The sequence below is a fragment of the Marinitoga sp. 1138 genome (assembly GCF_013363265.1).
In the GTDB taxonomy this organism is placed as follows: domain Bacteria; phylum Thermotogota; class Thermotogae; order Petrotogales; family Petrotogaceae; genus Marinitoga; species Marinitoga piezophila.
In genome coordinates this window covers 338472-358571 of record NZ_LBFA01000006.1, presented here as the reverse complement: position 1 = coordinate 358571, position 20100 = coordinate 338472, and the positions used below count along the sequence as shown (strand labels likewise).

Below are 20100 nucleotides of genomic sequence, written 5' to 3'. Positions count from 1 at the left end.
CCAACGGATTTTAAGTCCGCAGCGTCTGCCAATTCCGCCACCTCGGCAACCTTTCTGGTTGAAAAACCATGATTATTCTACCATCTTTTTCCCTTTTTGTCAATACTTTTTTCGTTACAAGTTTTTGAATTTGTTTTTTTCGAAGTTTATTATTAATTCGTTTGGGGTGGTATCTGCAACTATTTTTCCATTATTTAAGATAATAACTCTGTTGCATATGTCTAAATATCTAAAGAGATTTCTTGTTGCAAATATTAGAATTCTATTTTGTTTTATTTCATTAATCACATCTTTTATACGTTTTAATAACGAATCATCTATATGATCTAAAATTGAATCAAACATGAAAACATTTGGATTTCTTGCAAGTGAGATAAATAAAAGCAAAGATAATTTATCCGCTGATGACCAATTTGATAAATTATCATAATATTTTAAATTACTTAAATCGAGGAATTTATCAACAAGATCCAATCTTTTTAATAAAGAAATGTGTTCATAGGATAAATTTTGAGGACTTACTCCTAAAGATAACTTCAGGAGTTCTTTTAAAGTTATGTAATTTAGATTTTGTAAATATTGCGGTTCAACATATGTAATATTACTTCTTAAATATTTTTTATCCTGTTCTCTAACGTCTTTTTCACCAAATTTTATTTCACCTTTTCCGTAAACGTTTTCAAATAATTCCTCGTTTAAATGTACAAAAGCTCTTAAAAGAGAGGATTTTCCAGAATTTCTCTCGCCATATATTAAAACAGAATCATTTGGATATAATTCAATATCTATAGCTTTTAGCACTTCTTTATTATTCATATATAATGAAAAGTTTTTTGCGGTTATTAATGGGGTATCTATATCATAAATCACGTTTTCACCCTTTTGATTTTATTTTATCTGATTCTGACTCCTTATTTGCATTTTCTATGGAATTAAAGAATCTTTTTTTAGTAAAATCCTTTAAAACTTCTTCATTTTCAATATCTTTTAATGTTTTAAGAAAATCGTATTGAGATAAGATGTTTATGTTCTTCTTCTGATAGTCCATATATACACCTCCCATTAGTAGGTCTATATATATAATAATACAAAAATATATACATTATTTTGAAGTTATATTTATTTTACAAATACAAAATGTAAAAATTTCTTTTTATGCTTCTATGTAAAATATAATACAGGCATAATTTATCAATAGTAATTTACTTTTGAATAAGTAGAATAATGTTAGGTTAATAAACCAATACTAAATTATTAATTTCAAAAAATAGGTGTTTGAAAGAATAAGGTAAAAGAATTTTAATAAAAAAGTGCTTGACAAATTCTATAAGTTATTGTATAATCTATACGGTTTTGCTGACGCCTGCCGAGGTGGTGGAATCGGCAGACACGCATGGTTGAGGGCCATGTGGGAGTTTATCCCGTGCGGGTTCAAGTCCCGCCCTCGGCACCAAAAAACCGGCTGATTACTCAGCCGGTTTTTTTATTTTTTTCATTATGCTGTTTTTGTGATTTAATAGAACGACTATTCCACCAATTAATAAAACGAAATAATAAATACTAAATCGCCATAATACAATTGTGGCATTTAATTTATGAATATTAAGTATATCTTTGAATAATAATAAGAATATTCCTTCTGCACCACCAGCGGTTCCCGGTGTTGGGATTATTGATGAACTAATCTGTGTGATAATAGAACGCGAGATTGTATTTAAAGAGATGTTTATTCCGTATCCTTGGAGTATAATTGGTAAAACCATGAAAGAACAGGAAAATTGGAGAATACTTAAGAATACAATTAAAGTTATTTTTTTGAAGTTTTTAGCTTCTTCTTTGAATATTAGTATGAATGTTTTAACCTTTTCTATTATTGTATCTATATATTTTTCTGGATTTTTTAATAAACCAATTTTTTTAAGAAGGTTTGCAAAGTATAGTGTTGTTTTTATTGAAGCGTTTTGGTTAATTATATAAAATATTATTAAAAATACAGCCAGTAAATTTAATAACGTCCCAATTATAGAGGCAATTATAACATCTATATTTAAATAGAGTATGGAGTATATGGTTGAAAAAACTCCAAAAGAGGCCAGAATAATTTGAAATAAAAATGTTTTGAATAATATAATAGCTGTAGCTCTTGCAGGATCTATTCCGAATCTTGAGATGTATAAAATTTGAATAGGTTGGCCTCCAGTATAAAATGGAGTTAAATAGCTATAAAATTGACCTATCAATGTAAAATTTAAAGCATGTTTTATTGAAATATCTTTTAATAATATTTTTATTATAAAGCTTTCAATAAACCATTTTAATATAATAACTAACAATGCGATTAATAAAAATTTCCAGTTAAAAAAAGCAAAGGCTTTTATATTTTCATAAAAGCCTGTAAAACCTGAGATTAATATATATAATGTAATAGATGTAATGAAAGCAAATAAAAATCCATATAAATACTTTTTCATGATTAACAGCTTATTTTAATATTTTAGTTCGAAACCTTTTGTTTTTAATTTTTGGCTGATTTGCTCTCTTGTAACAATTTCATCATCATATGTGAGTTCAACTGCTCCAAATGCAGGTTCAATTTTGAATTTCTTTATTCCATCAATACTTTCGAGAATTTCCTTTATAACTTCTGCATCTTTTTCATTTCTAAAACCTTTTATCATGTACATGTTAAATGTTTCTGCCATGTTATCACTCTCCTTTTGTTATATTTTTTAGTGTATCCCCTATATTTATTTTTCTTCCATTATATGCATCATAGAAATTTATGGGTTTTTTTCCGGGAAATTGAATTTTTTTTACATAAATTGTTCCTGAACCGGTAGCAATTTCAGCACCGTTTTTGTCGATGTTAAGAATTTTTCCGGGTAAATCATTTTTGTTGTTATTATGTGGTAATACATTAAATAATTTTATTATTTCATCATTAAATAAAGTTTTTGCTCCTGGAATGGGATCATACGCTCTTATTTTGTTGAAAACAATCATATTATTTTCATACCAATTTATATATGTATCTTCATTGGTGATTTTATGTGCATATGTTGCTTCTGCATCGTTTTGAGGTGTAAGGTTTTGTGTATAATTTTCGAAATTATTTAAAAAATCAATTAAAGCATCAATACCAAGCTTTTCCAATTTTTCATAAACACTTTCAAGATTATCTTCAAGTAATATAGGTATTTCTCTCATTAGAGCAATTGGTCCAGCATCTAAAGCTTCTACAATTTTGAATATTGTAATGCCTGTTTTTGTTTCTCCGTTTTCTATAGCTCTTTGAATAGGTGCCGCACCTCTATATTTTGGTAATAAAGAAGCATGAACGTTCCAGCAACCATATTCTGGCAATTCAATTACATTGCTTTTTAATATTTTGCCAAATGCAACTGTAATAATTATATCAGGTTTTAATGATTTTAATGCTTCAAATCCCTTGCCTTTATTAACACTTTTTGGTTGAAAGATAGGAATATTATATTTTTCTGCGACTTTTTTTACAGGTGTTGGCTGAAGTTTTTTGCCACGTCCTTTTGGTTTATCCGGTTGTGAAAAAACTCCAACAACATTAAAATTGTTTTTTATTAATCCTTCTAAATGTGATGCTGCAAAATCAGGTGTTCCCATAAATACTATTCTCATGGCAGATCAACTTCCCCTAATTCTTTAGCAATTTTTCTTCCTTCTTTCATTAATTCGTTTATTTTTGACTTAACTTTTGCTTTTGCAGCTAACCCAACTCTGTCGATAAACAGTTTCCCTTCAAGATGATCATATTCATGCTGGAAAATTCTTGCTGTATATTCATGCAATTCTTCTTCAACTATTTCGCCATTTTCATTTGTATATTTTACAATAATACCTTCTGGTCTTTTTACATTTAAAAATATTTTTGGAATACTTAAACAGCCTTCTTCAAATGAAACTTCTTCACCAAGAAATTTTATTATTTCAGGATTAATAACTTTTCTTAATTTATTTCCATCATCCATCACGAAAAATCTTCTACTAATACCTATTTGTGGTGCTGCAAGGCCAACACCATCTTCTCTGTACATCATTTCTGCCATTTCTTCAAGAAATTCTCTAAATTTATCATCTATTTTCTCCACTGGTTTTGCTTTTTTTCTTAAAACAGGGTCTCCAATTAATCTAACCTTGAAATCCATTATTCTCCTCCTTCAAATTTTTCTTTTAAAGAATTTAAAAATTCAAAATCTGTTAAGAAAGATTTTATAGGTGTGATTGACACATAATTTTCTTTTAAAACATAATAATCAGAATCGGGTTCATTGTCATCTTCAATTATTTCTCCAAGCATCCAGTAATATGTATTTCCAAAAGGATCTTTTCGTGCTTCAAAATAGTCTTTATATCTTCTTCTACTCTGTCGCGTTATTTTAAAACCCTTTAATTCTGAATATTCTACGCTTGGAACATTAATGTTAAGTGCTGTGAATTCGGGAATATCAAGAGAACATTTGTCAAGAAAGTCAAGGATAAATTTAGCTGCTGTTTCATAATTTGGATTTTGATAGTCTGATGTGGAAATTGCAATAGAAGGAATTTCATTCATAGCTCCTTCTAAAGCACCTGAGACTGTTCCTGAATAGAGTAAATCAGTTCCAAGATTAGGTCCTTTATTTATACCACTAATTACCATATCAATTTTTACATCTTTAAATATAGCATCTAAACCTAATTTTACACAATCTGCTGGTGTTCCGTTTACAGCATATCCTAAGAATTCATCATTGGAATATATTTTTTTTGCCCATAGAGGGTTTCTTATAGTGATAGCGTGTCCTGTGGCACTTCTTTCAACGTCAGGTGCAACAACATATACGTTATGTTTTTTTTCAAGATGTTTTTTTAATATATATATTCCCGGTGCCATTATACCATCATCATTTGTTACAAGAATATTCATTATATCACCTCAAAATTACAATTTTTATAAAACTTCATTCACAAACTACTGTAATAATGATTATACCATGTGTACTTTAAAAAAAATGGATTAGTTGCTTTAAACTTTAAAGAAGTCTGTTCAGGTTAAATTAAAATAATATATTTAATAAAAACGCTTTAGTATAGTTCTTGAAATAAAAAGAAAAATATGATAATATGCATGTGCAATTTTCTAAGGATTGTGATATAATTATGTTGAAAATGAAAATTCTTGAGGAGGTGCTTTTGTGAAAAAATATATCTGGCTAATTATTTTTTCAATACTTGTTGTTAACGTTTTCTCGTTGAATTTAAATGAGATAAAGACCTATTATGTGGAATATATAGATAAGTATAACAGCCATTCTGAGGATTTAAACTGGTTTTTTACTGAAATGAAAAATATGGGGCTTTATAAATTCTATAAATCCCAGATGGTAGGAAGTGCTGAGTATACAGATAGACCTTCATATATTTCAAAACATCTTTCTTCAATTGCAAGTCAGCACAAATTTGATTCTTTAGAGCAGGAAATAGCATTTTCAGGATTTTTAAGTTATGTTCAAAATGTTCTTGCAGGAAAGGATATGTCTGAAGAAAGTATTAGATCATTACCTGCATTTTATCTTGCAATGGAAGAATATTCTTCATATTTACAGGATACAGGATTTTTGTATATAAAGAATACAATTGCATATTCATTAGGGCTTGTAAAAGATTCGCCAAATAAAACGTTGACTAAAAGAAGAATGAAAAATAGAAATGCAGAATTAGAATTTCCTGAATATTATACATATGAAGGAAAACCTGATGCATTTTTTGATAAAATTATTGAAGAAAATAAAGATATACTAAATGAAGGAATTTTAGAGATATCCAAAACAAGATTAACAGGAGAAGATCTTGAAATAGAAATAGATGATCTTGCCTCAAAGGTTTTATCTTTTGTTCCAGAAACAATAAAAAATGATACAAAAGCTGTTATAGATATATTCCTCGATAATGCAAAGATTGAAAGAAGCAATGATTGGATAAGGTTTGCTGTTTATGCTGGGTTAATTATATTAATTTTATTGCTTAAAAAGAAGGATCTTTTCCAGTGGTTATTCCTCGGTATAGTTCTTGTTGAAAGTGTATATATAATAAAATATTTTGATTTTACAAAAGATATAACAACTGCATTTATTTATGGTTCATTCTTCGTGGTATTCTTTGCCATGATTTTAATTACAATGTTCTTCCAGGCTTTTGGAAGAAATATGCACTGGTTAAGGAGAGTTATAAATGTATCTTTACTTGTGTTAATATTGCTTATTGTTAATGTTCCTCTTGTAAAAGATGTAAAAGAGGTAAGAATGGATGAAAACCCAGATTTTCATAATTCTATTATGCAGAAGGCTTTATTAAATGATGTTTTATTATTCCCTCATGCTTTTGTTAATAAAGATATAGCATTTATTGGCTCACAATTGTCCGCAGAGTATTCTGAAGCAAGAAATATATATACAATATCTTTAAAGAAATTTTTAGTGGATTCAGGAAAAAAGAAGATTTTAGATTATGTTAATTTTGAAGATGGAAAGGCTTCTATTGATATTTTAAAACAGGGATTGTATTATGATAATAAAGATGTATATAATGAAATATTCAGTAATTATAAAAAAGCATTAGAAGAATTTGAGAGAAATTCAAAAATTCGACAAAAAGATATAGATTCAAGATTAAAAGAGTATAATGCACATATGAAAAATATTTTGATTTATTCTGATGATGTTTTTGCCAATACTTTAAAATCAAACATTGAAAGTAAAATGATAAAAACCAATGTTTTAAAGGACTATAAAGCTAACCTGTTAAATGTATTTTCGGAAGAAAAGGCAATTCCAATTGATTTAAAAGCTTTGATTTCAGACTGGGGAACAAAGGTAATGTTATTGTTGATACTTGGTTTTATATACTTCTTTGTAAATGAAAAGATAATGTTTAAGTTAGTAGGATTGGGTATTATGACAGTTGCTTCAATTCTTGCATTTATAAAACCTGGTACAATTGAAGTATTATCAGAATTTAAATATCCAGTTTTAAATGCCACAATGTTTAGTGTTAATACTACATTTGGTATATTAATGTTATTATTCACCGCACTTAGCGGATTATTAATCCTAAATTTTCATAAAGGGAGGTAAGGTATATGAAGAAAGCAGTTCTTTTCTTATTGGTATTGGCATTTGTAGTTTCTTCATTTGCATTTAAGGTTATTATGGTAACAGACGTTGGGGGATTAGGTGACAAGTCATTTAATGATGGTGCTTGGGCAGGAGTTTTAAGAGCAAGAGATAAATACGGAATTGATGTTCAGGTAATTCAGTCAAAGGAACAGAGTGACTATGTAGATAACCTTTCAAACGCTGCAAAAGAAGCAGATGTTGTTATTGCTGTAGGATTTATGATGAGTAATGCATTATTTGACGTTGCTCCACAATACCCAGCAACAAAGTTCATAGGTATTGATATTGCTCCACCAGAAGGAGGAAATGTTCCAAAGAACATTCAATTATACTTATTTAAAGAACAGGAATCAGCATTCTTTGTAGGTTACTTAGCAGCTGCTATGACAAAAACAGGAAAAGTAGGATTTATTGGTGGTATCGCTATTCCACCAGTTGAAAGATTTAGATATGGTTATGTAGCAGGTGTTAAAGCATACAACGATATTTATGGAGAAAATGTAGAAGTTATTGTTGGTTATACAGATTCATTTACAGATGCTGCAAAAGGTAAATCAATGGCATTAGCACAATTTGACCAGGGTGCAGATATCATCTTCGCAGCAGCAGGTGCTTGTGGAAATGGTGTTATTGATGCTGCAAAAGAAAAATCATTAAAAGTATACGGTTTAGATGCAAATGCTGATTTAGCAAAAATTGTTGATGCTTACTATGAAAAAGGCGAAGGATACTTTGCAATTGGTGTTGACTCAGACCAGGATTACATGGCACCAGGTTATGTTTTAGCAAGTGCTTTAAAGAGAGTTGACAATGCATCATATTATGGTGTAAGAGATGCATACAGAAACAGATTTAAAGGTGGATTAGAAGTATTAGGTGCACAGGAAGATGGTGTTGGATTATCACCAATGAAATACACAAAAGGTATGGTTCCTTCAAGAATCTTAGCAGAAGTTGAATACTTAAATTATGCAATTAAAACAGGTATGTTAGTAGTTCCTGATAATGAAAATGATTTAAACAACTTCACAACAGATATCGAATTTCCATTTTAATTGAATTTTATTGATAGTAATACAGGGGGCGGGTTATTCCCGCCTCATTTATAAATTTAATTGTTAATACTTTATGAATATTGTGAGATATTCATAAAGTATTAACAATAACTAATAGCAGCTTGTTCAGGAGGTGTAAAAGTTGAGTATAGATCTTTCTTCTATTAATAAAAAGGAATACGCTGTAATAATGAAAGATATTGTTAAGCGTTTCCCTAAAGTTCTCGCAAACGATCATGTTAATTTTTTAGTGAAAAAGGGAGAGGTTCATTCTATAATCGGTGAAAACGGTGCAGGAAAATCAACATTGATGAACCAGCTTTATGGACTTTATACACCAACATCCGGAGATATTTATATTTTTGGTGAAAAAAAGGTGTTTAAAGGTCCAGGTGATGCCATAAAAGCTGGTATTGGTATGGTTCACCAGCATTTTATGCTTGTGGATACATTAACAGTTGCAGAAAATATAGTTCTTGGTTCTGAACCAAAAAGAGGAATGACATTTGATTTAAAAAAGGCCAGAAAGGAAGTTAAAGAACTTTCAGAAAAATACGGTTTGTTTGTAGATGTTGATGCAAAAATCGAGGATATACCAGTAGGTATGCAACAGAGAGTTGAGATTTTAAAAACCATTTATAGAGGTGCTGAAATCTTAATTCTTGATGAACCTACAGCAGTTTTGACTCCACAGGAAACAAAAGAATTATTTGAAATTATCAATAAACTTCGTGAAGATGGAAAAACAATTATTTTTATTTCTCATAAATTACACGAAGTTATGGAAATTAGTGATAATATTACTGTTATGAGATTGGGTAAAGTTACAGGGCATGTTGCAGCTAAAGATACAAATGCAAGAGAACTTGCTAATATGATGGTTGGTAGAGAAGTTGTTTTAAGAGTAGAAAAATCTGAAAAGGAACCTGGAGACACCATTGTTGAAGTTGAAGATTTATGGATAAAGGATAATAGAGGTTTAGATGCAGTTAGAGGTGTATCATTTAAAATAAGAAAAGGTGAAGTTCTTGGAGTTGCTGGTGTTGCAGGTAATGGTCAAACAGAGCTTGTAGAAGCTTTAACAGGGCTTAGAAAAATAGAAAATGGAAAATACTTATATAAAGGTGAGGATGTTTCAAAGAAAACCGTTAGAGAATTAAGAGAAAGAAATATTGGTCATATTCCAGAAGATAGATTTAAATATGCTATGGTTAAGGAATTTCCAAATTATTACAATATGATTCTTGGGAAGCATTATAAAGAACCATTTGCAAAGAATGGATTTTTAAACCATGATGTAATTTATAAGAATGCAGATATTCTTGTAAAAAGATTTGACGTAAGGCCACCAGATAGAACAATACCAACAGGAAATCTTTCAGGAGGTAATCAGCAAAAGGTTGTTATTGCAAGAGAGGTTAGCTTTAATCCGGAATTTATAGTTATTGCTCAACCTACAAGAGGTCTTGATGTTGGAGCTATTGAATATGTTCATAAAGAAATCTTGAATCTCAGAGAAAAAGATGTTGCTGTATTACTTGTTTCAATGGAACTTGAAGAAGTATTATCTCTTTCTGATAGAATAATTGTTATGTATGAAGGAGAAATAATGGGTGAAGTTAAACCAGATGAGGTAACAATAGAAGAAATAGGGTTAATGATGGCTGGTCATAAATTAGAAGATATAAAGCTTGAAGAAAAGCTGTCACATGGAGGGGATTCAAATTGAAAAATAAAATCTCTAAAAATGCAATGAGTATTCTCGTTCCAGTAGTATCTGTTATAATTGCGTTATTTATAGCAGCAATTGTTATTTTATTAATAGGTAAAAATCCTATAAGTGCATATTGGGTTATGTTGAAAGGGGCATTTGGAGATAAGGCAGCATGGGCAGCAAATATCTCAAAAATGATGTCGCTTGTATTAACAGGTCTTGCTGTAGGATTTGGTTTTAAAGCAGGTATATTTAATATAGGTGCTGAAGGACAAATGATGATGGGAGCTATAACGGCTACTTTTGTTGGAATAAATTTAGGTAATGTTTCACCTGTATTTGCTATTCCGATAACAATGCTTGCAGGAATTTTAGGTGGCGCATTCTGGGCATCAATAGCGGGTTACTTAAAGGCAGCAACAGGTGCACATGAAGTTATTACAACAATAATGCTTAACTGGATAGCTGTGTATTTAACAAATTACTTTGTTGTTGGTCCTTTAGCTGTTGGTCAGGGAGTTCCAAAGTCACCTGAAATTGCTCAAAGTGCTCAACTTCCACCTTTAATGACAGTTCAGGCGAATACATTACCATCAGGTATAATTATTTCAATAGTAATGGCATTTCTGGTTTATATATTACTTGAAAAAACAACAACAGGTTATGAAGTAAAAGCGGTAGGTTATAATCTTTATGCAGCAGAAGCAGGAGCAATTTCTTTAAAGAAAAATATAGTGTTAACAATGGCTATTAGTGGTGCTTTAGCAGGATTAGCAGGTGCTTTGGAAGTAATGGCTATTCATCATAGGATTTTTGCTGATTTCAGCGGTGGTAAAGGTTTTGATGGTATATCAATTGCATTGATTGGTCAGAATAATCCAATTGGAATCATCTTTGCAGCATTCCTTATATCTTCATTAAGAACAGGTTCAAATGCCATGCAATTTGCAAGGGTTCCAGATGATATAGTTACAATAATTCAAGGTATTATTATATTCTTTGTTGCAGCAGATAGAATTGTTAGAACATGGATTTTGAAATTTTCATCCCCAAAAGGTGGTGAATCTAAATGAATGTATTTGAAGCTATAATTGCAAGTTTAACAAGTCCGGTATTTTATAAATTGATGTTAATGAGTGCAACTCCTTTAATATTTGCAGCTTTAGGTGGTGTTTTTAGTGAAGTTACCGGTGTTACAAATATTGCTCTTGAAGGTATTATGAAATTAGGAGCATTTACAGCTGTTGTTTTTACATTTTACACAGGTAACCCATGGATAGGATTAGCAGGAGCTTTAATTGCTGGAGTTCTATTTTCATGGCTTCATGCATATGTTTCAATTAGATGGAGTGCAGATCAGATTGTTAGTGCTACAGCTTTAATCCTTATTGCTACAGGTTTAACAGCATTTTTAATGGAACCAATATTTGGACATTCAGGACAAACAGACTTTGTTGCAAAGATTCCAAAAGTAAAATTTGAAGCTATACAAAATGTACCTTTTATCGGTGAAATATTCGATGAAATGAGTATTTTTGTATATCTCGCATTTATAGCAGTTGCTTTAAGCTGGTTCTTAATTTATAAAACACCTTTGGGATTAAGAATGAGAGCAGTTGGTGAAAATCCAAAAGCAGCAGATACATTGGGTGTAAATGTATTTGGAATTAGATATTTTGGTGTTTTAATGAGTGGATTGTTAGCTGCATTTGGTGGAGCATATTTAAGTATAGGTGAATTAGGACAATTCCAGGAAAATATGCCAAGTGGTAAAGGGTTTATTGCATTAGCAGCTATGATTCTTGGTAACTGGAATCCTGTTGGTGCAATGTGGGCAGCGTTGCTTTTCGGAGCTTCTGATGCTTTAAATATTCAATTGCAATCTATTCTTGATATACCACCAGAAATGAAAGCTTTACTTAATTTATTACCATTCTTGGTAACAATAATTGTTGTTAGCGGATTTGTTGGAAAGACAAGACCACCAGCAGCAGATGGTATCCCATACGAAAAGGAATAATTTTAATATAATAAAAGCGGAATCCAGATTTGGATTCCGCTTTTATTATTGGTTATAATACTTTTTTTCCTTCAATATAAACACTTTCAGCTTTAGCTCTAATATCAAATGGATGATAATTCCAGATTGCAATATCGGCATCTTTTCCAGGTTCTAATGAACCAACTCTATCATCGATTTTTAAAATTTTTGCACCATTTATGGTAAGCATTTTTAATAAATCCTCTTCTTTAGCTCCGTATCTCATCCCGAGAGCAGCCTGAACATTCGCATGTTCTAAATGCAATACAGGATGATCACACATTAAACCTGCTAAAATACCTTTTTCATTTACTATTCTTAATAAGTCGAAAGACATATCTTTTAATTCTAATTTTGTTCTAAAGCCAAATAATGGTCCTACAACAAGAGGAATATTCTTTTCTTTTATATAATCTGCTATCTTATATGCTTCAGTTGCATGTTCAATTACCACGTCAAATCCAAATTCTTCAGATAATCTAATAGCTGTTAATATATCATCAGCCCTATGAGCGTGAATTCTTGCAGGAATTTCTCTTTTTAACACTTTTTCACCAATTTCCATCTTTAAATCATATTCATTAAAATCTTCTTTTTCTTTCTTTTTCATATAGTTTTTAACTTTTAAAAAGAATTCCCTTATTACAGCAACGCTTCCAAGTCTTGTTGCTGGCATTTTGTTTTGATTTCCATAAACTCTTTTAGGATTTTCCCCCATTGCCATTTTTAATCCTGCAGGTTCTTTTACTATCATTTCATCTACTATATTTGATCTAAACTTTAAAATTGCTCCCTGTCCTCCGATTGGATTTGCACTTCCAGGTAAAACCATTACTGTAGTTACACCGCCTTCTAAAGCCCTTTTAATAGCAGCATCTTCTGGATAGAAAGCGTCAATTACCCTTACCTGTGCGGTGTTTGGATCTGTCATTTCATTTCCGTCCTGATATGACATTCCCACACCTTCCTCGAATACACCAATATGTGAATGAGCATCTACAAATCCTGGAAACAAAAATTTTCCAGAAACATCTACAATTTCATCTGCTTTTTCATCTATTTTTTCTGCAATTTTTTTGATTTTTCCATTTTCAACAAGTAAATCACCTTTAAGTGGTTTTGAAGTAATAGGATAGATAGTTGCACCTTTAAATAAAATCTTCATAAAAATCCCTCCTGTTTGAATAAGATATTTATATTGATTATATCATATTTTAATTCGTAAAGCAAATTAATTTCTTACAAAAAATTAACATTCACACCTAATATATATCTATATTGATTTTGAATTTTTTCTACCCGAATTATCGGAAATGCATACATATTGTATTTTAACATATAATATGATACAATATATCGTGCTATAGAGAAAAATGGAGGTGGGGAAATGAATTTGATTTATGATTATCTTGAAAACAGGGATTGGAAGGTTAGGGAAAATTCCAATATGCAGTATTCGCTTCAAGGATTGAATAATCATATACATCAGGAAATAACAAAGGAATTCTGGCTTAATGAAGTATATGATAAATACAACAAAAAAATTAGTGAGTATCATAAAAGGGGATTTATGCATATACATGATTTAGGTGCTTTATCCGCATATTGTGTTGGATGGGATTTGGAAGACTTATTGAGGCGAGGATTTAATGGGGTTCCTGGCAAAGTTGCATCAGGGCCAGCAAGACATTTTAGAACAGCATTGGGACAGATAGTTAATTTTTTATATACAATGCAGGGTGAAGCTGCTGGAGCAGTCGCCTTCTCGAATTTTGATACCTTATTGGCACCATTTATAAAATACGATAATCTTTCATATGAACAGGTAAAACAGGCAATGCAGGAATTTATATTTAACATGAATGTGCCTACAAGGGTTGGATTTCAATCTCCATTTAGCAATATAACAATGGATTTAACAGTTCCGTCTACTCATAAGGATAAACATGTAATTATTGGTGGAAAGGAAAGAGAAGAAACATATAGCGAGTTCCAGATTGAAATGGATATGATAAATAAAGCTTTTATAGAGGTAATGCTTGAGGGAGATTATGATGGAAGACCATTTTCATTTCCTATTCCAACATATAATATCACAAAGGATTTTAATTGGGATAGTGAAGTTGCAACAATGATAATGACAATGACAATGAAATATGGAACGCCATATTTCGCCAATTATATTAATTCCGACATGAATCCAGAAGACGCACGTTCAATGTGCTGTAGGTTAAAACTTGATAATAGACAGGTAATCAATCATATGAAAGAATTGTCTTTTGGTTTTGTTAATGCAGATAAAGGAGAAAAAGAAGAAACAGAGGTTAAGAGAAGAGGAGGGTTATTTGGTTCTAATCCATTAACAGGTTCTATAGGTGTTGTTACTGTAAACATGCCAAGGTTGATGTATTTGTCTAACGGAAATAAAGAAAAATTTTATTCATTACTTGATGATGTAATGAATATAGCAAAGGAAAGTCTGGAAATAAAGAGGCAATATGTTGAAGAATGGACGAAACAGGGATTGTATCCATATACAAAGGTTTATCTTGATAATGTATATCAATTGACAGGTCAATATTGGGCAAATCACTTTTCCACAATAGGGTTTGTTGGTATGCATGAAGGATTGCTTAATTTTGGAATAGAAGATGGCATAGTAAATCCAGAAGGAAAGAAATTTGCTGAAGAGATAATGAATTACATGCTTGATAGATTAAATGAATTTAATAAAGAGACAGGTAATTTGTATAATCTTGAAGCTTCACCAGCTGAAGGAACAACATATAGACTTGCAAAAATAGATTTAAATGAATTTAAGGATATAAAACATGCCGGAACTGAAGAAAATCCATATTATACAAATTCTGTGCATCCTCCTGTGAATTATTTTGAAGATCCATTTGACTTACTTGAACATCAGGAAGGGTTGCAAAACAAGTGGACTGGTGGAACGGTAATACATATATTTGTTGGGGAAAAAATTACAGATGGCGAAGCATTGAAGGAATTTATAAGGATAGCTTTTGAAAACCATTCATTGCCATATATGAGTATTACGCCAACATTTTCAATATGTCCTGATCACGGATATATTGCAGGAGAACATTTTGAATGTCCATATTGTGGAAAGAAAACAGAGGTATATTCACGTGTAGTGGGATATTATAGACCAGTGCAAAATTGGAATGACGGTAAACAACAGGAATATATGGAAAGAATACAGTTCAGATTGAATAAAGAGATTATCAGGGGATGATAAAATGATTATTGCCGGTATTAGAACGTTTAGTTTTGTGGATTATCCGGGAAAGATTTCAGCTGTTTTATATACAGGTGGTTGCAATTTCAGATGTTCATGGTGCCATAATTGGAAAATAGCATATGCCGATGATTATAAAAAATTAAACGGGGAAGAAGTATTAAATAAATTAAAGGGTTTGAGAAAAAGATTAAACGCAATATGTATTACAGGTGGTGAACCTACAATACATAAGGATTTGCCAGATTTAATACGTAAAATAAAAAATCTTGGATATAGTGTTAAATTGGATACTAATGGGACCAATCCAGAAATGTTAAGAGAACTTGTAGAAAGTAATTTAATTGATTATGTGGCAATGGATATAAAAGCAGATTTTAAGAATTATACAAAGTTAATTAGCAGGAATTATTCATTTGAAAAAGAAATAAAAGAAAGTATAGATATTTTAAGAAATTTAAATATAAATTATGAATTCAGGATGACATATGTTCCTGGTTTATCGAAGGAAGAAGATGTTGAATTTTTTGAAGAATTTTTATTGCCAGATGAAAAAGGATATATAACAATAGCCAATTCAACAGAGATATTTGAAATAAATAAAAAAGGAATAGATCTTAATGTAAAAAAATTAATTTTAAGGTAATCCGTTGTGGGTTACCTTATTTTTTTATGATATAATATAATGTGAATAAAATTTCGTAGGAGGAAAATATGAAGAAATATTATATAATAGTAAATCCACATTCTTCTGGCGGAAAAGCAAAAGAAAAATGGAAAGTAATTGAAAAAAAATTAAAAGAATTAAAGATAGATTTTGAGAAAGTTTTTACCAGTAGAAGAATGCATGCATATTCTTTAACAATTGAAGCAATAAAAGATGGATATAAACGCTTTTTAATAGTAGGTGGAGATGGGACGGTAAATGAAGTTGTTAACGGTTTTTTTTCTCAAGAATTTGAAAAAACAGAAAATTTATTAATAGGTTTAATTCCAACGGGAACTGGAAATGATTGGGGGAAAACAGTAGGAATTCCAGTGGATATATATGAAGCAATAGATGTTTTAAAACATGAAAAGGTATATACGCAGGATGTTGGGTTTGTAAAATATTATAATGATGAAAAGGAAGAAAAAAGATTTTTTGTGAATATTGCTGGCATGTTTTTTGATGCTGAAGTTACCAGAAGAACCAATAATTCTAAGGATAAAAATAAAAGTTCTTCCTTTTCATATCTTTTAAATTTATTATCTTCTTTATTTAAATATACATCGCAAAATGCAATTATTTCATATGAAAATAAAAGTTTAAATAAAAAGATTTTTTCAATGGCGGTTGGTATATGTAAATATAGTGGCGGGGGAATGAAAATGGTTCCAGAAGCAATTCCGGATGACGGTAAGTTAGATGTAACAATAGTAAATGATTTACCAAAATGGGTAGTCGTTCAAAAAATTAAAAAATTATTTGATGGAAGTTTTATAAAGGAACCATGGGTGGATTATTTTAGAACGGAAAAATTATCAATAAATTCTCAGGAAAAAATATATCTTGAAGTTGATGGCGAAAGTCTGGGGCATTCGCCATTTGAATTTGGTATTATAAAGAAAGCATTAAATGTTTTGGTAAAATAAAAAAGATAGGGGTGGAAATGTTATGATACCAACATTGGTAAATGCTATAGCCGTTGTTATAGGAAGCTTAATTGGATTATTCGCAAAAAAGAATATTCCTGATAGATTAAAGACTATTCTCTTTTATGGTGTTGGTTTGACTACTCTTGGAATTGGTATTAAAATGACAATGGAAGTAAATAATTTTCTTATAGTGTTGGGTTCAATGGCAATAGGAGGGTTAATAGGCGAAATTTTAGATATAGAAGGTTGGTTGAAAAGAATAGGAGATTCCATGCATGAAGGAGATTTTTCAACTGGATTTGTAATGTCCTCTATATTATTTTTAGTTGGACCTTTAACAATTATAGGTTCTATAACAGCAGGCTTAACTGGAGATGGAACGTTAATCTATACCAAATCTTTATTAGACGGAATCTCGTCAATGGTATTGGCATCAATTTATGGTTTAGGGGTTATGATTTCTGCCGGCTCTGTTTTAGTAGTTCAGGGAAGTATAGTGTTATTAGCCTCTACTTTATCTTTTTTAACAAATGAAATATATTTAAATGATCTTGTAGCAGTTGGTGGATTAATGGTATTAGGGCTTGGATTTAAAATATTGGAAATAAAAGATGCCAGAATAGGTAATTTTTTACCGGCATTAATTGTTTCGCCAATTCTTGTGTGGATTGTAACCTTATTTAAATGAGTGAGGTGTAATAATGAAATTAGTTGAGGATATTAAAAATATATATGATGAAGCAAAACCACTTGTGGAAAAACGATGGAGTGAATTTGTTGAACTTGGGAAAAATGGAAGTGAAGAAGAATTATTTTCTGAATTATGTTTTTGTATTCTTACAGCCAATTGGAGCGCCAAAGGAGGTATAAAAGCTCAAAAAGAAATAGGAATAAATGGTTTTATAGAACTTCCTCTTGATGAATTGGAATTAGCTTTAAGAAAGGTTGGACATAGATTTCCAAGAGCGAGGGCCCAATATATTGTTTCTAATAGATGGATTATTGGAAAGATAAAACCTTTGTTTTTCCTTCCTTATTATCATTTTAGAGAATTTATAGTTAATAATATAAAAGGAATAGGTTGGAAGGAAGCAAGTCATTTTTTAAGAAATATTGGGTATGGAGATGTTGCTATTTTAGATAAGCATATTATGAGATTAATGCTTGAAAATCAATTAATTGATGAAATTCCAAAAGGTGGATGGACTAAGAAAAGATATCTGGAATACGAAAAACGCTTAAAGGTTTTAGAAGAATATTTTAACGAACCAATAGGGAAATTAGATCTATATTTATGGTATCTTGTAAAAAAGGATGTAGATAAATAAACGAGAGGTAGGGGGATTAACCATGAATATTCTCGTTGTAGAAGATTCAAAGCTTGAAAGACTTTATTTAAAGGATTTCTTTAAGAAATTTAATTATAATGTGTTGGTGGCATCAGATGGATACGAGGCACTGGAAATACATAATAACCAGAATATCGATTTAATGGTGCTGGATTTAATTATGCCAGGCATTAGCGGGTTTGAAGTGTGTGAAGAAATAAGGAAAAAAGAAAATGATTCAGATCATTATACATATATAATCATGCTAACAGGAAGAACCGATAAAGAAGATATAATAAAAGGACTGGAAATAGGTGCAGATGATTATGTAATTAAACCTTTTGATGAAAATGAATTAAGAGTACGTATTTCTGTTGGTGAGAGAATAGTATCAATGTATAAAAAAATATTGGAATTAAATAAAAAACTTGAATATGAATCTACTCATGATGATTTAACAAAAATCTATAATAGAAAAGAGATTTATTCCAGATTGAAAAACGAATTATCAAATAATCCAATTATTGCAATTCTTGATCTCGATTTTTTTAAAAAAATAAATGATACATATGGACATTTAGCCGGTAATTATGTATTAAGTGAATTTGCGAAAATTGTAAAAGAGATTGTAGGTGATTTTGGAGAATTTGGAAGATTTGGTGGAGAAGAGTTTTTAATATTTTTTAAAGGAAATATTTTAGAATCACAGGCTCTTGAAATATTGGAAAAAATTAGAAATATAATATATATGTATGATTTTAACTTTGAAGGACAATCAATAAAAGTTACTGTAAGTATAGGAGCAACCAGAAATAATGGTCAATATAACATAGATCAGATTCTTGCAATTGCAGATGATAATTTATATGAAGCTAAAAAAGAAGGAAGAAATAGAATTATATATAAATAATTCTATATATAAGAAAGGTGGGAATTATGGAATTTCATAAAATAACGGAAAATGTATATTACATTAGCGATACAACAAATATTGGTGTAATAAGGATAAACGATAATAATGATGTGTTAATTGTAGATAGTGGTAGTGATGATTCAAAAGGAAGACGAATAGTAAAAATATTAAAGGAAAATGGTTTTCAGGTAAAATACATTATTAATACACATATGCACGCGGATCACATAGGTGGTAATCACTTTATACAAAAGCACAATCCAGAAGTAAGAATAATTTCAACAAGAGCTGAAATGAGCATAATAGAAAATCCAATATTTTTGCCTTATTTTCTCTATTCGGGAGCATATCCTGTAAGAGATTTAAGAAATAAATTCTTATTGGCAAAACCATCTAAAATAACGGATATTATTGGAATGGATGATAATACTGTGAAAGTAGAAGATGCTGAAATAGGAATAATTCGTCTTGATGGTCATACGGAATTTCAAAAGGGAATAGTTTATGAAGATGTATTATTCTGTGGAGATGCATTAATTTCAGAAGAATTATTGGAAAAACATAAAATACCCGTTAATGTAAATATAGAAAATGCAAAAAAAACATTATTAAAACTGAAAGAAACAAATTATAAATATTATCTTCCGGCTCATGGAACTTTAATAGAAGATATAGAATCATTAGCAGAGAAAAATTATGAAAGAATAAAAGAAATAGAAAATAAAATCCTTGAATTTGTGGATACAGAAAAGAGCACAGAAAAAATAGTATCTTACTTATTATATAGTTATGATTTAAATATAACAAATGCAACATTATATTATTTATATAATACTACAATAATGGGGTATCTTGGACATTTAAGAGATAATAAAAAAATAGACTTAATAGTAAAAAATAATACAGTTTACTGGAAAATAAAATAGCTACGGTTAAACCGTAGCTATTTTATTTATTGC

The 20100-nt window shown here is 30.2% G+C and carries 20 protein-coding genes and 1 tRNA gene; 13 read left to right on the top strand and 8 right to left on the bottom strand.

Annotated elements, in window-relative coordinates; genetic code table 11:
* Positions 1 to 114: 114 nt before the first annotated feature.
* Together XO11_RS03590 and XO11_RS03585 are read right to left on the bottom strand one after the other, a co-directional pair.
* The gene (locus XO11_RS03590) at positions 115 to 870 is read right to left on the bottom strand and encodes an ABC transporter ATP-binding protein (protein ID WP_014296216.1); all 756 of its coding nucleotides are present in this window, start codon (positions 868 to 870) and stop codon (positions 115 to 117) included.
* A gap of 4 nt (positions 871 to 874) precedes the next feature.
* Complete coding sequence (locus XO11_RS03585; protein ID WP_014296215.1) at positions 875 to 1048, bottom strand: hypothetical protein; 174 nt, start codon at positions 1046 to 1048, stop codon at positions 875 to 877.
* 317 nt (positions 1049 to 1365) lie between these two features.
* On the opposite strand from XO11_RS03585, the gene XO11_RS03580 reads away from it, so the two are divergent.
* Positions 1366 to 1453 (top strand) — tRNA-Leu (locus tag XO11_RS03580).
* Positions 1454 to 1466: 13 nt separating this feature from the next.
* Here XO11_RS03580 and XO11_RS03575 read toward each other — a convergent pair.
* Genes XO11_RS03575 through surE form a run of 5 tightly spaced genes read right to left on the bottom strand, consistent with a single transcriptional unit; the run spans position 1467 to position 4942 of the window.
* On the bottom strand, positions 1467 to 2471 hold the full coding sequence (locus tag XO11_RS03575) for a lysylphosphatidylglycerol synthase transmembrane domain-containing protein (protein ID WP_014296214.1): 1005 nt from the start codon (positions 2469 to 2471) through the stop codon (positions 1467 to 1469).
* A 15-nt stretch (positions 2472 to 2486) separates the two neighbouring features.
* Positions 2487 to 2702: a heavy-metal-associated domain-containing protein gene (locus tag XO11_RS03570; protein WP_014296213.1), complete on the bottom strand. Its 216-nt coding sequence runs from the start codon at positions 2700 to 2702 to the stop codon at positions 2487 to 2489.
* A gap of 4 nt (positions 2703 to 2706) precedes the next feature.
* Positions 2707 to 3654: a methionyl-tRNA formyltransferase gene (fmt, locus tag XO11_RS03565; RefSeq protein WP_014296212.1), complete on the bottom strand. Its 948-nt coding sequence runs from the start codon at positions 3652 to 3654 to the stop codon at positions 2707 to 2709.
* Entirely contained in the window at positions 3651 to 4181 is a 531-nt protein-coding gene (gene def, locus XO11_RS03560; protein WP_014296211.1) for a peptide deformylase, read from the bottom strand. The genes fmt and def overlap by 4 nt, the downstream gene beginning before the upstream one ends.
* Positions 4181 to 4942: a 5'/3'-nucleotidase SurE gene (gene surE, locus XO11_RS03555; protein WP_014296210.1), complete on the bottom strand. Its 762-nt coding sequence runs from the start codon at positions 4940 to 4942 to the stop codon at positions 4181 to 4183. Before surE ends, def begins: the two co-directional genes overlap by 1 nt.
* Before the next feature lie 268 nt (positions 4943 to 5210).
* On the opposite strand from surE, the gene XO11_RS03550 reads away from it, so the two are divergent.
* The 5 genes from XO11_RS03550 to XO11_RS03530 all read left to right on the top strand — a co-directional run bounded on the left by XO11_RS03550 (position 5211) and on the right by XO11_RS03530 (position 11979).
* Positions 5211 to 7148 carry a hypothetical protein gene (locus XO11_RS03550; protein ID WP_175418165.1) on the top strand — a complete coding sequence of 646 codons (1938 nt, stop codon included), beginning with the start codon at positions 5211 to 5213 and terminating at the stop codon, positions 7146 to 7148.
* Positions 7149 to 7153: 5 nt separating this feature from the next.
* The gene (locus XO11_RS03545) at positions 7154 to 8245 is read left to right on the top strand and encodes a BMP family protein (RefSeq protein ID WP_014296208.1); all 1092 of its coding nucleotides are present in this window, start codon (positions 7154 to 7156) and stop codon (positions 8243 to 8245) included.
* A gap of 190 nt (positions 8246 to 8435) precedes the next feature.
* On the top strand, positions 8436 to 9974 hold the full coding sequence (locus XO11_RS03540) for an ABC transporter ATP-binding protein (RefSeq protein WP_075780800.1): 1539 nt from the start codon (positions 8436 to 8438) through the stop codon (positions 9972 to 9974).
* Positions 9975 to 9997: 23 nt separating this feature from the next.
* Positions 9998 to 11032 (top strand): ABC transporter permease, encoded by a 1035-nt coding sequence (locus XO11_RS03535; protein ID WP_041638808.1) that lies wholly within the window; start codon positions 9998 to 10000, stop codon positions 11030 to 11032.
* A complete protein-coding gene (locus XO11_RS03530; protein ID WP_014296205.1) occupies positions 11029 to 11979 on the top strand; it encodes an ABC transporter permease in 951 nt (316 codons plus the stop codon). Before XO11_RS03535 ends, XO11_RS03530 begins: the two co-directional genes overlap by 4 nt.
* A 52-nt stretch (positions 11980 to 12031) precedes the next feature.
* On the opposite strand, the gene XO11_RS03525 is transcribed toward XO11_RS03530, so the two are convergent.
* Positions 12032 to 13165: an amidohydrolase gene (locus tag XO11_RS03525; protein ID WP_014296204.1), complete on the bottom strand. Its 1134-nt coding sequence runs from the start codon at positions 13163 to 13165 to the stop codon at positions 12032 to 12034.
* Positions 13166 to 13387: 222 nt separating this feature from the next.
* Here XO11_RS03525 and XO11_RS03520 point away from each other — a divergent pair, with 222 nt between their 5' ends.
* From XO11_RS03520 to XO11_RS03490, 7 genes are all read left to right on the top strand, one after another.
* A complete protein-coding gene (locus tag XO11_RS03520) occupies positions 13388 to 15259 on the top strand; it encodes a ribonucleoside triphosphate reductase (protein ID WP_014296203.1) in 1872 nt (623 codons plus the stop codon).
* 4 nt (positions 15260 to 15263) lie between these two features.
* Complete coding sequence (locus tag XO11_RS03515; RefSeq protein WP_075780390.1) at positions 15264 to 15908, top strand: anaerobic ribonucleoside-triphosphate reductase activating protein; 645 nt, start codon at positions 15264 to 15266, stop codon at positions 15906 to 15908.
* Between the two features lie 68 nt (positions 15909 to 15976).
* Positions 15977 to 16897, top strand: a complete 921-nt coding sequence (locus tag XO11_RS03510; protein WP_014296201.1) for a diacylglycerol kinase family protein — start codon at positions 15977 to 15979, stop codon at positions 16895 to 16897.
* Between the two features lie 22 nt (positions 16898 to 16919).
* Entirely contained in the window at positions 16920 to 17588 is a 669-nt protein-coding gene (locus XO11_RS03505; protein WP_014296200.1) for a DUF554 domain-containing protein, read from the top strand.
* Between the two features lie 10 nt (positions 17589 to 17598).
* Entirely contained in the window at positions 17599 to 18228 is a 630-nt protein-coding gene (locus XO11_RS03500; RefSeq protein WP_041638477.1) for an N-glycosylase/DNA lyase, read from the top strand.
* Between the two features lie 22 nt (positions 18229 to 18250).
* Positions 18251 to 19138, top strand: a complete 888-nt coding sequence (locus tag XO11_RS03495; RefSeq protein WP_014296198.1) for a diguanylate cyclase — start codon at positions 18251 to 18253, stop codon at positions 19136 to 19138.
* Between the two features lie 26 nt (positions 19139 to 19164).
* The gene (locus XO11_RS03490) at positions 19165 to 20067 is read left to right on the top strand and encodes an MBL fold metallo-hydrolase (protein ID WP_014296197.1); all 903 of its coding nucleotides are present in this window, start codon (positions 19165 to 19167) and stop codon (positions 20065 to 20067) included.
* Positions 20068 to 20100: the final 33 nt, after the last annotated feature.